This is a genomic window from Cupriavidus sp. DF5525 (genome assembly GCF_040149425.2).
GTDB lineage: Bacteria > Pseudomonadota > Gammaproteobacteria > Burkholderiales > Burkholderiaceae > Cupriavidus > Cupriavidus pickettii_A.
Map to the genome: position 1 here is coordinate 3,666,258 of NZ_CP168265.1, position 14,798 is coordinate 3,681,055.

The 14,798-nt window shown below is 67.4% G+C and carries 14 protein-coding genes; 2 read left to right on the plus strand and 12 right to left on the minus strand.

The window, feature by feature from the left end; translation table 11 throughout:
- Positions 1-2: 2 nt before the first annotated feature.
- Together rfbD and rfbB are read right to left on the minus strand one after the other, a co-directional pair.
- Positions 3-917 (minus strand): dTDP-4-dehydrorhamnose reductase, encoded by a 915-nt coding sequence (gene rfbD, locus ABNX08_RS17140; RefSeq protein WP_349607963.1) that lies wholly within the window; start codon positions 915-917, stop codon positions 3-5.
- Positions 907-1,971 carry a dTDP-glucose 4,6-dehydratase gene (gene rfbB / locus ABNX08_RS17145; RefSeq protein WP_349607961.1) on the minus strand — a complete coding sequence of 355 codons (1,065 nt, stop codon included), beginning with the start codon at positions 1,969-1,971 and terminating at the stop codon, positions 907-909. The genes rfbD and rfbB overlap by 11 nt, the downstream gene beginning before the upstream one ends.
- Positions 1,972-2,202: 231 nt before the next feature.
- Between rfbB and ABNX08_RS17150 the strand changes: the two genes are divergently transcribed.
- A complete protein-coding gene (locus tag ABNX08_RS17150) occupies positions 2,203-3,051 on the plus strand; it encodes a symmetrical bis(5'-nucleosyl)-tetraphosphatase (RefSeq protein ID WP_349607959.1) in 849 nt (282 codons plus the stop codon).
- Between the two features lie 41 nt (positions 3,052-3,092).
- Here the strand turns inward: ABNX08_RS17150 and ABNX08_RS17155 are convergent, their stop codons facing one another.
- The 7 genes from ABNX08_RS17155 to ABNX08_RS17185 all read right to left on the minus strand — a co-directional run bounded on the left by ABNX08_RS17155 (position 3,093) and on the right by ABNX08_RS17185 (position 8,674).
- Positions 3,093-3,926 carry a lysophospholipid acyltransferase family protein gene (locus tag ABNX08_RS17155; RefSeq protein WP_349607957.1) on the minus strand — a complete coding sequence of 278 codons (834 nt, stop codon included), beginning with the start codon at positions 3,924-3,926 and terminating at the stop codon, positions 3,093-3,095.
- Positions 3,923-5,206 carry a dihydroorotase gene (locus ABNX08_RS17160; protein WP_349607955.1) on the minus strand — a complete coding sequence of 428 codons (1,284 nt, stop codon included), beginning with the start codon at positions 5,204-5,206 and terminating at the stop codon, positions 3,923-3,925. The genes ABNX08_RS17155 and ABNX08_RS17160 overlap by 4 nt, the downstream gene beginning before the upstream one ends.
- 56 nt (positions 5,207-5,262) lie before the next feature.
- Complete coding sequence (locus tag ABNX08_RS17165) at positions 5,263-6,237, minus strand: aspartate carbamoyltransferase catalytic subunit (protein WP_022536335.1); 975 nt, start codon at positions 6,235-6,237, stop codon at positions 5,263-5,265.
- A 98-nt stretch (positions 6,238-6,335) separates the two neighbouring features.
- Positions 6,336-6,866, minus strand: coding sequence for a bifunctional pyr operon transcriptional regulator/uracil phosphoribosyltransferase PyrR (pyrR, locus tag ABNX08_RS17170; RefSeq protein ID WP_022536336.1), 531 nt, complete (start codon positions 6,864-6,866; stop codon positions 6,336-6,338).
- Positions 6,863-7,288: a Holliday junction resolvase RuvX gene (gene ruvX / locus ABNX08_RS17175; protein WP_022536337.1), complete on the minus strand. Its 426-nt coding sequence runs from the start codon at positions 7,286-7,288 to the stop codon at positions 6,863-6,865. The genes pyrR and ruvX overlap by 4 nt, the downstream gene beginning before the upstream one ends.
- Positions 7,281-7,853 (minus strand): YqgE/AlgH family protein, encoded by a 573-nt coding sequence (locus ABNX08_RS17180; protein ID WP_041681585.1) that lies wholly within the window; start codon positions 7,851-7,853, stop codon positions 7,281-7,283. Before ABNX08_RS17180 ends, ruvX begins: the two co-directional genes overlap by 8 nt.
- Positions 7,854-7,966: 113 nt before the next feature.
- Positions 7,967-8,674, minus strand: coding sequence for a pseudouridine synthase (locus tag ABNX08_RS17185; RefSeq protein ID WP_349607952.1), 708 nt, complete (start codon positions 8,672-8,674; stop codon positions 7,967-7,969).
- A gap of 163 nt (positions 8,675-8,837) precedes the next feature.
- Between ABNX08_RS17185 and ABNX08_RS17190 the strand changes: the two genes are divergently transcribed.
- Positions 8,838-10,394 (plus strand): deoxyribodipyrimidine photo-lyase, encoded by a 1,557-nt coding sequence (locus ABNX08_RS17190; protein ID WP_349607950.1) that lies wholly within the window; start codon positions 8,838-8,840, stop codon positions 10,392-10,394.
- 31 nt (positions 10,395-10,425) lie between these two features.
- On the opposite strand, the gene ABNX08_RS17195 is transcribed toward ABNX08_RS17190, so the two are convergent.
- The 3 genes from ABNX08_RS17195 to hemC are packed head-to-tail and all read right to left on the minus strand — an operon-like array spanning position 10,426 to position 14,789.
- The gene (locus ABNX08_RS17195; RefSeq protein ID WP_349607948.1) at positions 10,426-11,616 is read right to left on the minus strand and encodes a heme biosynthesis protein HemY; all 1,191 of its coding nucleotides are present in this window, start codon (positions 11,614-11,616) and stop codon (positions 10,426-10,428) included.
- A 4-nt stretch (positions 11,617-11,620) separates the two neighbouring features.
- Positions 11,621-13,762 carry a fused uroporphyrinogen-III synthase HemD/membrane protein HemX gene (hemDX, locus tag ABNX08_RS17200; RefSeq protein ID WP_349607946.1) on the minus strand — a complete coding sequence of 714 codons (2,142 nt, stop codon included), beginning with the start codon at positions 13,760-13,762 and terminating at the stop codon, positions 11,621-11,623.
- A gap of 10 nt (positions 13,763-13,772) precedes the next feature.
- Positions 13,773-14,789: a hydroxymethylbilane synthase gene (gene hemC, locus ABNX08_RS17205; protein WP_022536343.1), complete on the minus strand. Its 1,017-nt coding sequence runs from the start codon at positions 14,787-14,789 to the stop codon at positions 13,773-13,775.
- Between the last annotated feature and the right edge of the window lie 9 nt (positions 14,790-14,798).

Below are 14,798 nucleotides of genomic sequence, written 5' to 3' on the forward strand. Positions count from 1 at the left end.
GCTCAGGAAAAGATCTGGTCCAGCAGGTGGTGCACACCTTGCTGCCAGTCTGGAAGATGGATGCCGAATGTCTCGCGCAGCTTGGCGGTGCTCAGGCGAGAGTTGGCGGGGCGCGGTGCTGGCAGCGGATATGCCGTGGCCGGGATCGCTTCGATGCGCGCCGGATCTACCTTCAGCGCAATGCCTTTGGCGGCAGCATAGCGCAGCACTTCGGTGGCATAGGCGTGCCACGTGGTCTCGCCGGCGGCGGCGAGATGGTAGATGCCGGAGGCGAAGGCCTGCCTGTCACCAAACCACCAGTGCCGCGCCACAATTTGCGCAGTCACATCAGCAATCAACGCGGCCGTGGTAGGCGCACCGAACTGATCTGCAATCACTCGCAGACTGTCGCGCTCGCGGCCAAGCCGCAGCATGGTTTTTGCGAAGTTGCCACCGTGAGCACCGGCTACCCAGCAGGTCCGGAGAATCAAGGCTGAGCCACCGGCTGCTGCGATGGCCTGCTCCCCGGCCAGCTTGCTCTTGCCATAGACCGACTGGGGGTTGACGGGGTCATCTTCAACGTAGGCATCAGCCTTGCTGCCATCGAAGACGTAGTCGGTCGAATAGTGGACCAGCAGGCTGCCGAGCGCCTTCGCTTCTTCCCCAAGAACTCCTGCAGCCGTGCCATTGACGGCAAAAGCCAGTTCGGCTTCTGTCTCTGCCTTGTCGACTGCGGTGTAGGCCGCCGGGTTGACGATCACATCGGGGCGGCATTCGCGCACGACGCGCCGGATTTCGTCCGGGCGAGAGAGGTCTAGACCGGCGCGGTCAAGCGCCACCACCCGGCCAAGCGGCGCCAGGCTGCGGCGCAACTCGAAGCCGACCTGACCATTACTGCCGGTCACAAGGATGGTGGGGGCGGCCAACTTACGCTGCATATTGTTTGGCCACCCAGTGCCGATATTCGCCGGACATTACGTCCTGCACCCAGGCCTGGTTGTCCAGGTACCACTGCACCGTCTTGCGCAGGCCGGATTCAAACGTCTCTGCCGGCTTCCAGCCAAGCTCACGCTCCAGCTTGCCGGCATCGATTGCGTAACGGCGATCATGGCCAGGACGGTCCGTCACGAAGGTGATCTGGTCGCGGTACGAGCCGATTGCCTTGGGAGACAGTTCGTCCAGCAAGTCACACAGGGTGTGCACCACGTCGAGGTTGGTCTTCTCGTTCCAGCCGCCGACGTTGTAGGTTTCACCCAGGCGGCCCCGTGCCAGCACTTCGCGGATGGCGGAGCAGTGGTCCCGCACGTACAGCCAGTCGCGCACGTTCTGGCCGTCGCCATAGATCGGCAGCGGCTTGCCAGCGAGCGCATTGGCGATGATCAGCGGGATCAACTTTTCCGGGAAGTGGTATGGGCCGTAGTTGTTCGAACAGTTCGTCGTCAGAACCGGCAGGCCGTAGGTATGGTGGTAGGCGCGGACCAGGTGGTCCGATGCCGCCTTCGAGGCCGAGTACGGGCTGTTGGGCGCGTACGGCGTAGTCTCGGAAAACTGGGGATCGGTTTCGCTCAGCGAGCCGAACACCTCGTCGGTGGAGACGTGGAGGAAGCGGAATTCGGATCTGGCCGGTTCTTCCCGGCTGCCCCAGTAGGCGCGCGCCGCTTCCAGCAAGGTGAAGGTGCCGACGATATTGGTTTCGATGAATTCCGCCGGGCCGTGAATGGACCGGTCGACATGGCTTTCCGCCGCGAAGTGCACGACTGCGCGCGGCTTGTAGGTCGCGAAGAGCTCGTCCAGGGCGGCGCGGTCGCAGATATCCGTTTGCGAGAACACGTGGCGCGGATCGTTTTCCACCGACGCCAGCGTCTTCCGATTACCCGCATAGGTGAGCTTGTCGACGTTAATGACCCCGTCAGCCGACTTGTCGCCCAACCATGCCAGAACGAAATTGGCACCGATGAATCCGGCGCCGCCTGTGACCAAAATATGCGACAAAACTTGCTCCTTGCCTCGATATGTTTCGATGACCCGACAAAAGCCGAGCGCCCACCTTGTCCCCTTCAGGACGGGCGGGGCGTTAAGTGCCTGCAGAAGTGGCGGTATTCTATCCGACGGAATGCCCTAACCTACGTCCGCCACCCCTCTTTTTGTAGCCTCATGTAACCGTGCCACGGTATAGCGGTCACAAAACTACAAATAGAAGCGAAATAGTTTTCTTAACCGCTGATGCTCAATACCAAAGTGACGCTTACAACACCTCATGCCATCGGCGACCTCCAGGGCTGCGCGCCCTCCCTTGACGCCCTGCTCGCGCGGCTCGACCCCGCAACCCCGCTGCGCTTCGTCGGCGACCTGATCAACCGTGGCCCCGCCGCGCTGCAGACGCTGCGCACCGTCCGAGCCATGGGCAGCCGGGCCGAAACCGTCCTCGGCAACCATGACATCCACCTGATGGCCGTAGCCGCCGGCGTCCGCAAGCCGGGCAAGTCCGACACCCTCGACGACATCCTCGGCGCCCCCGACTGTGAGGACTTGCTCACCTGGCTGCGCTGCCGCCCGCTGGCTCTGCTGGAAGACAACTTCCTGCTGATCCACGCTGGCGTCCTGCCCCAGTGGAGTGCCGCGCAGGTGGTCGACCTAGCCCACGAAGTCGAAGAGCAGTTGCAAGGCCCCAACTGGCAAGGCTTCCTGGCCGACGTCTTCGGCAACGCCGCGGATCGCTGGCACGATGGCCTGCGCGGCATCGAGCGGCACCGGGTGGTGGTCAATGCCCTCACCCGGCTGCGCTACTGCACCGTCGATGGCGTGATGGACTTCAAGACCAAGGAAGGCCCGGGCAAGGCGCGGGACGGATTCATGCCGTGGTTCGACGTGCCGGGACGACGCACGGCGGATGTGACCGTCGTGTGCGGCCACTGGTCGACGCTGGGACTTGTGATGCGCCCGGACCTGATGGCGCTGGATACGGGTTGTGTGTGGGGCGGCAAGCTGACGGCGGTGCGCCTCGCGGCGGATCCGGCCGAGCGGACTTTGATCCAGGTGGATTGCCCGCAATATTGTGACCCGCTGGCCTGAACGGCCATCCCACCCCGCCTCGCCGGCGGAAAGCAGCACGGTCAGCTGATGGCGGCGGTGGCGGGTTCGGGCTCGTCCCCCGGCGCGACGGGCTGGTTTAGCCGGCGGGCCGTGTCGACGGCCTGCTCGGCCGCGCCCTGGCTGAGGTGGAGCACCACTTCCCTGGCGGCACCCGCCAGTTCCCGACGATCCCCCGAGACCGGCACCAGCGCCGGCCCGATCACCAGCCGCGCCCTGACCCGCGGCGCGCGCAGGATGGCCTCCAGCGATTGCAGCAGCGTGGTATCGCCGATATAGGCGGCCGCCAGCGTCGGCTGCCCTGTCGCGGCATCGAGATAATTCAGCCCCAGCGGTTGCACCGGCAACCCGCCGGAGATCGGCGCCTGCATCAGGTTCGCGTGGAACGGCAGCACCGCGGTGCCATCGGTGGTGGTGCCTTCCGGGAACACCCCGACCAGGTCGCCCTGCAGCATCACGTCGGTGATATTGTGCAGCACGCGGTGCGCGTCACGCTTGCGGCCGCGTTCGATAAAGATGGTGCCGGTCTTGTCGCACAGCCAGCCGATCACGGGCCAGTCGCGGATCTCGGACTTGGCGACGAAGCGCACCGGCCGCCAGCAGTGGATCACGTAGATATCCAGCCAGGAAATATGGTTGGAGACCACCATCGCGCCCTGGCGCGCCGCGCCGTGCACCGCGGCGCCGGTGGCGTCGACCACTTCCAGTTCCACACCCAGGATGCGCAGCAGCCGGCGCGACCAGCGCCGGATATGCCAGGCGCGCGAACTCACGCCCAGCCACGGGAACAGCACGGCGCAGGTCAGCAGCCCGCGCAGCAGGTGCAGCACCAGCGCGGTCTTGCGCAGCCAGATCATGCGTTTGCGTGGTTTCCGTAGACGACCTGCCCGCCGACCAGCGTCATGCGGACCTTGCCTTCCATCTCGTACCCGAGCCACGGCGAGTTCTTGCCCTGGCTCTTGATCGAGCGGCGGTCGACCTTCCACACCTGCTTCGGATCGAACAGGCAGATGTCGGCGGCGCTGCCGGTGGCAATCGTCCCGGCCTTCAGGCCGATCACGCGCGCGGGTTCGGAGGTGATGCGCGCCAGCGCCTGCACCAGCGGCACCTTGTGCTCGGTGGCCCAGCGCAGCGTCAGCGGCAGCAGCAGTTCCAGGCCGATGGCGCCGGGGGTGGCTTCGGCGAACGGCAGCAGCTTCTCGTCGTCGTCCACCGGGGTGTGGTCGGAGCACAGCGCGTCGATGGTGCCGTCGGCCAGCGCGGCGACGATGGCGTCGCGGTCGCGGGTGCTGCGCAGCGGCGGCGAGAAGCGCATCTGCGAATTGAAGTAGCCGATGTCCATGTCCGTCAGCGAGACGTGGTGGATATTGACGTCGCAGCTCACCGGCAGGCCTTCGCGCTTGGCCTGGCGCACCAGTTCCAGCCCCGCGGCCGACGACAGGCGGCACAGGTGCACGCGCGCGCCGGTGCTGCGCATCAGTTCGAAGATGGTGTGCAGGCGCACGGTCTCGGCGATCACCGACACGCCGGACAAACCCAGGCGCGACGCTACCGCACCGCTCGCCGCCACGCCGCCGCCGAGGAAGGGGTCTTCCGGGCGCAGCCACACGGTGAAGCCAAAGGTCTGCGCGTACTGCAACGCCCGCAGCAGCACCTGGGTGTTGCGCACCGGCTGCTCGGCCTGGCTGAAGCCGACGCAGCCGGCCTCGGTCAGCTGGTTCATCTCGGTCAGGATCTCGCCCTTCAGGCCCAGCGTCAGCGCACCCAGCGGGTAGACGTGGGTCTGGTTCAGCGTGCGGGCGCGGAACTTGAGCATCTCGACCAGGCCGGGCTCGTCCAGTACCGGGTCGGTGTCGGGCGGGCATACCAGGCTGGTGACGCCGCCGGCGGCCGCCGCGGCGACTTCGGATTCGAGCGTGGCCTTGTATTCGTACCCGGGCTCGCGCAGGCGCGCGCACAGGTCGACCAGGCCCGGGCACACGATCAGCCCCTTGGCATCGATGGTCTTGTTGGCGGTGAAATCCACCGGGGCGCTGCCCACGCCGACGATCTTGCCGGCGGCGATATAGAGGTCCTGCGTGGCGTCGGTGTTGCTGGCCGGATCGATCAGGCGGCCGCCCTTGATGTGAATCTTCATAGCTTGGCTTGTCGTGTCGCTTGGCGTGTTCGGTATGTTGTGGCTCGACGGCATCGTTATTCGTCGCTGTTCCCGGCCACGATGCCCATCACCGCCATGCGCACGGCGATGCCGAAGGTCACCTGGTTCAGGATCACCGATTGCGGGCCGTCGGCCACGGCGGAGTCGATTTCCACGCCGCGGTTCATCGGGCCCGGGTGCATCACGATGGCGTCGCGATTGGCTAGTGCCAGGCGCTCCGGCGTGAGGCCGTAGGCCTTGAAGTATTCCTGCGCCGACGGCAGCAGCGCGCCGCTCATGCGCTCGTTCTGCAGCCGCAGCATGATGACCACGTCCACGCCCTTCAGACCCTCTTCCATGTTGTGGAAGACGCGCAGGCCCATCTGCTCCAGCCCGGTTGGCAGCAGCGTGCGCGGCCCGATCGCGCGCACTTCCGGCACGCCCAGCGTGGTCAGCGCGTGGATGTCGGAGCGTGCCACGCGCGAGTGCAGAATGTCGCCGACGATCGCCACCGTCAGGTTGGTAAAGTCTTTCTTGAAGTGCCGGATCGTGTACATATCCAGCAGCCCCTGCGTCGGGTGCGCGTGGCGGCCATCGCCGGCGTTGATCACGTGCACGTGCGGGGCGACGTGCTCGGCGATCAGGTAAGGCGCGCCCGAGCTGGCGTGGCGCACCACGAACATGTCGGCGGACATGGCCGACAGGTTGTTGATGGTGTCCAGCAGCGACTCGCCCTTGCTGGTCGACGAGGCGTTGATGTTCAGGTTGAGCACGTCCGCCGACAGCCGCTTGGCCGCGATCTCGAAGGTGGTCCGGGTGCGGGTGGAGTTCTCGAAGAACAGGTTGAACACGCTCTTGCCGCGCAGCAGCGGCACCTTCTTGACATCGCGGTCTGAGTCGGACAGCGATACGAACTGGCTGGCGGTGTCGAGGATGTGCGTGATCATGTCACGCGACAACCCCTCGATCGACAGCAAGTGCTTCAGTTCGCCATTCTTGGTGAGCTGCGGGTTGCGGAACGTCTTGGTCATGGCTGGTCGGGCGCGGGCAAAAAACGGGGGGATCTGGTCTCAGGGCGTGGTGTCAGGCGCGCCGGGTGCGCGTCGGGCAATCGGGCATGCAGGCCGGCTCAGTTGCCGGCGGTCGGTTCGGTGGCGAAGGCGAAGCGCGCCGCGGCGCCCTCGCCCTGGCGCGACAGCACCAGCGTCGTGCCGGGCGGCAGCGCCATCTCGGCGGCGGTCAGGTCGGCGGCAACCGGCAGCTGGCGCCCGCCGCGGTCGACCAGCACGCCCAGCGCCACGCGCGCGGGTCGGCCGTAGTCGAACAGCTCGTTGACGGCGGCGCGGATGGTGCGGCCGGTGGCCAGCACATCGTCGATCAGCAGGATGTTGCGGTCCTCGACCGAAAACGGCAAAGTGGTCGGCTGGGCCTGGCTGTGCAGGCCCTTCTTGGCGTAGTCGTCGCGATGGAAGGCGACGTTGATCACGCCATGATCGGGCAGATTCAGGTCGGCGGCGAGCCGCGCGGCGATCCATGCACCGCCGGAATGAATGCCGGCCACCGACCAGCGCGCGCGCTCGGCGTCGGGAATAAGCGCCCGGGCCTGGTCCAGCAGCTTGCGGTACAGCGACTCGGCGTCGGGAACGGAAATCTGCGTCATAGCGGGAATTGGTCGAAATATTGTTGCAAGATGATGCGGGCGGCTTCGGCGTCCAGCTCACCGCGGCGGGCGCCGGCCATCGAGGCGGCGCGCGAGGAATAACGTTCGTCCACCCATTCCACCGGCAGATTGAAGCGGCCGTTGAGCTGGTTGCCGAAGCGCCGCGCCAGCCGCATCATCGGCTGTTCGTCGCCTTCCGGGTTGACCGGCATGCCGACGATCAGCTGCACCGGGTTCCACTCGCGGATCAGCTCGCCGACGGCCTCGAAGCGGCCTTCAACCGTGATATTGGGAAGGATGGTCAGCGCACGCGCCTCGCGCGTGATGAAATTGCCCAGCGCGACGCCGATCTTTTTTTCGCCATAGTCGAATGCCAGGACCGTGCCGTCGCGGGGCAGTTCGCGCCCCACGGCGTCAGGCATGCCCGGCCTCGCCCGACAGCATGTTGACGTCGACGCCCAACAGGCCGATGGCCGCGGCAAAGCGCCCTTCGGGCGGCACGCTGAAGATAATCTCGGGATCGGCCTGGACGGTCAGCCAGCCGTTGCGGCTGAGCTCTTCCTCCAGTTGGCCGGCACCCCAGCCGGAATAACCCAGCGTCAGCAAAAAGCGGTGCGGGCCGCTGCCGTTGGCCACGGCCTCCAGCACGTCCTTGGAGGTGGTCATTTCCAGTCCGCCCGGCACCGCCAGCGACGAGACATAGACGCCGACCGGGTCGTGCAGCACAAAGCCGCGCTCGGTCTGCACCGGACCGCCGAAGTAGACCGGCTGGTGCGCCACGGGCTGGATCTCGAGCTTGAGGTCGATCTTGTCGAACAGCGTGGCCATGTCGATATCGATGGGCCGGTTGATCACCAGCCCGAGCGCGCCACGCTCGTTGTGTTCGCAGATGTAGACGACGGAACCCGAAAAGGTCGGATCGGCCATGCCAGGCATGGCAATCAGGAACTGATTGGTCAGATTGATGGGTGCTTCGGGCTTCGCCATGCCTTGCATTTTATCAAATCGCCGGGGGTCTTCCGGAAAAGATTGGCGGGCGTTGCAGTGCAGCAATGAGCGCCCGGCCACGCTGTCCGCTTGTCATCAAACTGCCGTTCGCCTTACTCCTTGCCGCTCAGCAGCGCCAGGTCTTGCGCCGTCAGCCAGCGCCACTCGCCTTCGGCCAATGCGGGATCGAGCTGCAAACCGCCGATCGCGCTGCGATGCAGCGCGTCCACATGGTTGCCGGCCGCGGCCACCATGCGCTTGACCTGATGGTATTTGCCTTGCAGCAGGGTCAGCCGCAGGCTGCGTTCGCCGGTGATCTCGCAGGCTTCTGCGGCGATCGGGGCGGGTTCGTCGATCAGCTGGACGCCGGTGCACAGCGCCTCGGCCTGCGCCTGCGTGACCGGCTCGGCAGTCGTCACTTCGTAGACCTTGGGCACCTTGCGCTTGGGCGAGGTCTGGGCGTGAATGAACTGGCCGTCGTCGGTCAGCAGCAGCAGGCCGGTGGTGTCGTGGTCTAGGCGGCCCACGGCCTGCACTTCGCGCTGGCGCAGCGGCACCGGCAGCAGGTTGTACACGCTCTCATGGTGGCGCGGGCGCTGCGAGCATTCGTAGCCCGTCGGCTTGTTCAGCATCAGGTAGGCCTTGGTGCAGGCGAGCCATTCCTCGCCATCGACGGTCAGCCGCAGGCCGTCCACTTCGAACTGCGCGCGCGGGTTTTCGCACAGTTCGCCGTTGACCTCGACCAGGCCGGCGGCGATCAGGTCGCCGCAGTACCGGCGCGTGCCAAAGCCCTGGGATTGGAGGATACGGTCGAGTGTCATGTGTGCTTCGGTAAGAAAGTTGCAGTGGTGTCCGGAATGGCAGGGCGGCGGCTTGCCGTTGCCGCCTTGCTTCGCCGAATCGCTATGTTAGGGTATCGCGGCGACCGCCCCTGCGTTCGCGCGATTTCCCATTGTCCTGGTTTCCTTCAATCGACAGGCGAGCATGCAGGCAGCAGACACTCCGGCATCGGCGCGCAAACCCTACCGGATCGGCCAGCACTTCGAGCGCGGGCTGGTCTGGTTCCGGCGCGACCTGCGCACCGCCGACCACGCGGCGCTGCATTATGCCCTCAGGCACTGTGCCCGGGTGTGGTGTGTGTTCGTGTTCGACCGCGACATCCTGGATCCGCTGCTGGCACGCGGCCTGCAAGCCGACCGGCGCGTCGGGTTCATCCGGCAATCGCTGCTGGAACTGGCCGACACGCTCACTGCGGCCGGCGGTGGCCTGGTCGTGCTGCATGACCGCGCCGAAGACGCCATCCCAGCGCTGGCGCGCGAGCTCGATGTGCAGGCCGTCTTCGCCAACCACGACTACGAGCCCGCCGCCAACGCCCGCGACGAAGCCTTGCGGCGCGCACTGGCGGCGCAGGCGCGCGTGTTCTTCAGCTTCAAGGACCAGGTGGTGTTCGAGCGCGACGAGGTCCTGACCGGCCAGGGCAAGCCGTTCTCGGTGTTCACGCCTTACAAGAATGCCTGGCTGCGCACGGTGCAGCCATTCGACCTGCGCCCCTATCCGATCGACCCGTACCTGCAGGCACTGGCGCCGTTGCCGCAGGCGCACCGCAAGCCCGTGCCGACACTCGAACAGCTCGGCTTCCGCGAAAGCAACCTCACAGAGATCGCCATGCCCACCGGCGCCTCGGGCGCGCTGGCACTGTTCGAGGAGTTCAGCAACCGCATCGGCGACTACGGCCGCCGGCGCGACTACCCTGCCCTGCGCGGCCCGAGCTACCTGTCGGTGCACCTGCGCTTCGGCACGATCTCGATCCGCACGCTGGCGCGCACTGCGCATGAAGCCGTGCTGCGCGGCGGCGCCGACAGCGTGGGCGCCGCGGTGTGGCTGTCCGAACTGATCTGGCGCGATTTCTATTTCATGATCCTGCACCACCATCCGCGCGTGGCGGACGGCGCGGCCTTCCATCCGGCCTATGACACGATCCGCTGGCAGGACGGCGAGACCGGCGAACGCTATTTCCGCGCCTGGTGCGGAGCCGCCACCGGCTATCCGCTGGTCGACGCCGCCATGCTGCAGATCCGGCAGAGCGGCTATATGCACAACCGGCTGCGCATGGTCACGGCGAGTTTCCTGGTCAAGGACCTTGGCGTCGACTGGCGACGGGGCGAGCAGTACTTTGCCGACCAGCTCAACGATTTCGACTTTGCCGCCAACAACGGCGGCTGGCAGTGGGCAGCCTCGACTGGCTGCGATGCGCAGCCGTGGTTCCGCATCTTCAACCCGGTGACGCAGTCGGAGAAGTTCGATCCGCAGGGGCGCTTTATCCGCAAGTACCTGCCGCAGCTGGCGGCGCTGCCGGACAAGTACCTGCATGCGCCATGGACGGCGCCGGAGGACGTGCTGGCGGCTGCCGGCGTGCGCCTGGGCGACAACTACCCGCGCCCGCTGGTGCAGCATGACGTGGCGCGCAGGCAGACGCTGGCGCGTTATGGGGTGGTGAAGGAAGCCGGCAAGCGCGACGCGGCCAGCATCATGGAGGACTGAGGCACCTCGGGATGGAAGAAATGCCGGCGGCTCAGGCCGCCAGCATCGCGCTCTCGCGATAGTGGCGCTGCGCCTCCTCGAAGCGCTCGGTTTCCTCGAACAGCCGCGCCAGCGCCAGGTGGGTGCGCACGCGCAGGCGGCGCTGCTGGTCGGGATCGGCATACTTCAGCGCACGCTCGAAGCTGGACTGGGCCTTGCCCCACAGCTTCTCGCCCAGGCACAGCACGCCCAGCGTGTAGTAGAGGTCGGCGTCGGCGGGATGCGCGGCCAGCCATTTCTCGGCCTGCTGGATCTGCGGCAGCGCGTGGCCGGGCACGGCGCAATCGGCGTAGCGCAGCACCAGGCGGCTGTCCCAGTTGACCTTGAGCGCGTCCTCGACAATGCGGCGGGCTTCGTTCTGGCGGCCCAGCGCGGCAAAGTAGCGCGCCGCGGGTTCGGCGATGCGCGTGGCGCGGCGTTCATCGGCGGACAGCGAGCGCCAGAACTCGGTCAGCGCGTCGGCATCGTGGCGGCGCTCTTCGAGCATGGCTTCGACCGCCATCTGCTTCAGGCGCAGGGCCAGCACCGGATGCAGCGAATTGCGTTTTTCCAGCGAGCGCGCCAGGCGCAGCACCTCTGACCAGTTCTTCAGGTGCTGGTGCGCGCGCAGCGCAATGCGCTGCACGTGGATCTGGCGCGCGCCCTGCGCCTGCAGCTGGGCGATGGTTTCCAGTGCGCCGTCGGCGTCGCGGGCATCGACCAGCAGTTCGGCCATCGACACCAGCCGCGCCTGTTCGCGCTCGGGATCCGTGACCTGCGCCATCCAGGCGTCGCGCCGGTCGGTCTCCTGCATCCGGTGCGCGGCGCGAGCGCCGATCAGCGCGGCGGTCTGGGCCTGGTCTTCCCAGGACTGGGCCTCGCGGGCGCAACGCTCGGCGCGGGCGAAGCGGCCGGCGAACAGGTTCTCGATCGATTCGCGCAGCGCCGCCTGCGCCTTGTTCATGCGGCTGCGCTCACGGTAGGCGGCGGCGCGGCGCGGCATCTCGGACAGGTGGCGAATGGTGGTCATCACCGTCCACACCACGAAGAACACCAGCAGCAGCAGCGCCAGCGCGAGGTTCAGCGACAGCTCAACGCGATATGGCGGATAGAACAGCACCACATTGCTGTGGTTGAACTGTGTGAACAGTGCCAGCCCGACGGCACCGCCAAACAGGACCGCAACCCAGAACAGAAGGCGCATGGGCTTACTCCTTCTTCAGGGCCTGCAGCGCGCCCAGGCTTTCGGACATGGTCGGCAACTGCACCGTGACCGCGCCCGCTTGCGCCTGCTTGAGCAGGGTCAGCACGCCCTGCACGCGGCGCGACTTGGTATCGAAATAGCGGCCGATCATGGCCTGCGCCGCCGCCAGGTCATTGCGGAACACCGGCTCGTTGCGCGACAGCAGCGCCAGGCGCGCATTGAGCAGGCGCAGCTTGACGTTCTCGCGCAGGAACCAGCCCTGGTCGCCGGAAAGCAGCAGCGCTTCCGCGTCATCAACCTTGCGGATGCGGATCACTTGCGCCAGTTCTTCGCGCAGGTAGTCCCACACGCGCGTGAACCAGCCGCCGGTGGCGGCGTTGCCATTGGCGGCCGGCGCGCTGGTCCCGGCCGCGCCGCTGCGCGCGGCATCCTTGCGGGCATCGGCTTCGCTGCGCTCGAGCATGCGCTCGCTGGACAGCAGCGGCAGCACGTCGACCTGGTTGATGGCCTCGTCCAGCTTGATCGCGGCGCCGGTCAGGTCGGTGTCGGGCACGGCCTTCATGCGCGCGATATCGCGCGCGATCGCACGGCGCAGCAGGTTGTATTGCGGCTTGTCGGTGCGGGCCAGGCGGGCGTCGGCGCTTTGCAGGGCGGCCAGTGCCACCTGCACGTTGCCGGACAGTTGCAGCTGCTGTCCGGCATTGGTCAGCAGTTGCTGGATCTCGGCGATTTCCCAGTCATCGCGGTTGCGCATCAGGTCCTGGTAGACCTGCTCGAGCGCCACCTGCTTGTCGCGGGTCTCACCGACCTGGCTTTCCAGCGCGCCGACCTTGGCCTGCAGTTCCTTGACGGTGTCCTGTGCGTTGCGCGTCAGCACGCGCGATTCCTGCACCAGCGCATCGTTGCTCTGCTGGCGGCGGGCCAGCTCGCCGGTCAGGTGGTCCACGCGCTGCTGCAGCCACCAGAAGCCGCCAGCGGTGGCCACCACCAGCAGGGCGACCAGCGCCCACAGCGCGGCGGGACGGCGCGAAGCGGAACCGGGGGCACCGTTGACGGCGGGATTGCCTGGGCCCGGTGCGGGCGCGGAGGCCGCGGTGGGCGGCGGCGTAGCGGAGGAGGACGTGGTTTCTTGCGTCACGCGTTCGACCTTCGTTGACGTTGCAGGGACTGCTGTGGGTACTGCGGCGGGCGCCGGGGAGGCGGCCGGTACGGGTGGCGGTGGCGTGCCGGCAATGGCTGGGGCCGGCACGGCTTTGGCAGGCGTGCCGGCCGGTGCTGGGCCGGCATGGGCATCGGCCCACTGCAGGCACGCCGCCAACAGGCCGGCATCGCCGGGCGCGGCACGCTGGATATGAGTAAAGCCCAGCGACTGCGCCTGTTCGGCGATTCTCGCATGCGGCGCGATGCACTGCACCTGCCGCAGGTCGGCGGCTTCCTCCGCAGACAGGTGTTGCCGCGCCAGCGCATCGAGGTTGCGCACCGCTTCGGAGCTGGTCAGCAGCCAGGCATAGGGCGGCGCACCGGGGCGCAGGCTGTCGCGCACGGCCTGCCATTGCATCGCGGTGGGCTCGGGCAGCGTGCGGCGGTAGGCCTCGACCGCCTCGACCCGCGCACCGGCTTCACGCAGCCGGTCGCCGAGCCAGTCGCGCCCGCCGTTGCCGCGGATGATCAGCACCTGCTTGCCCGCGAGTGCGGCGGGATCGAGCTGTGCCCACAGGGCTTCGGAATCGAAGCGCGGCGTGTCGGCATCGTGGCTGCCGTCGTCGGTACCGTTGCCGTTGGCGGCAGCGCCGGCCGGCGCGATCACGTGGAAGGCTGGCGGCGCGATCCCGCGGTCGGCCAGTGCGGCCACGCTGGCGGGGCCGACCACGGCTACGGGCACCTGCGCCGGCCATTGGGCCACGGCCACGCCGTGCACGGCCGCCAGCGCATCGAGCGCATAGGCAATCGCATTGGGGCTGACGAAGACCACCAGCGCAAACTCGGGCAGCCGCGCCAGCACCGCGCGCAGCGGCACGTCGTCGGCGGTGGGGCCGATTGCCAGCAAGGGAAAGCTGAGTACGTCGAGACCCGCGGCCTGCAGCGCCTCGGTCAGTTGCCGGGACTGCCCGGCGGGTCGTGTCACAACGACGGTCGGGCGGGGCATCGGGCGGGCCTCAGGCAGGAGCTTGGGAGCCGGAGGGATCGGCAAGCGCCGCGAGGATGGCCTCGGCCCCCTGCGCGACCAGTTCGCGCGCGCACGCCTGGCCGAGCGCTTCGGCAGCGGCCGCGTCCGCGGCGGGCCCGGAAGCCGAGGCACGGATGGCGCGGGAGCCGTCGGGCAGCGCCACAAAGGCGTCCAGCTTCAGCTGGTCACCCTCCCAGCGGGCGTGGGCGGCCAGCGGCACCTGGCACGAGCCGCCCAGCATGCGCGACACGGCGCGCTCGGCGGTCACGGCCAGCAGGGTCGGCTGGTGGTTCAGCGGCGCCAGCCATTCGGCCAGTTCGGGACGGTTGGCCAGAATCTCGATGCCAAGCGCGCCCTGCCCCGCGGCGGGCAGCGACGCCTCGATCGGGATCAGCGCGCGGATGCGCTCGCCCAGGCCCAGGCGCTTGAGCCCGGCGGCAGCCAGGATGATGGCGCCGTACTCGCCGCGGTCGAGCTTGCCGAGCCGGGTATCCAGGTTGCCGCGCAGCGGCTTGATCACCAGCTGCGGGTAGCGGCTGCGCAGCGCCGCCTCACGGCGCAAGCTGGAGGTGCCGACCACGGTGCCGGCCGGCATCTCGTCCAGCGAGGCGTAGGTGGAAGACACCAGCGCATCGCGCGGGTCTTCGCGCTCCATCACCGCGGTCAGGGCGAAGCCGGCGGGCAACTCCATCGGCACATCCTTGAGCGAATGCACCGCCAGGTCCGCGCGGCCTTCGTCCATCGCGAACTCCAGTTCTTTGACAAACAGACCCTTGCCGCCGACTTTGGACAGCGTACGGTCTAGAATCTGGTCTCCGCGCGTGGTCATGCCAAGAATGGACACGTCGCACGCGGGATAGTATTGTTGCAACGCAACACGCACATGTTCGGCCTGCCACATGGCCAAGCGGCTCTCTCGGGAGGCGATGACGAGCGTTTGCGGAAGATTGCGAGACACGACAGCGGTAGAGGAAGAGGTGGCAGACAAGATGGCGGGTGCTTGCATCCGTCTATG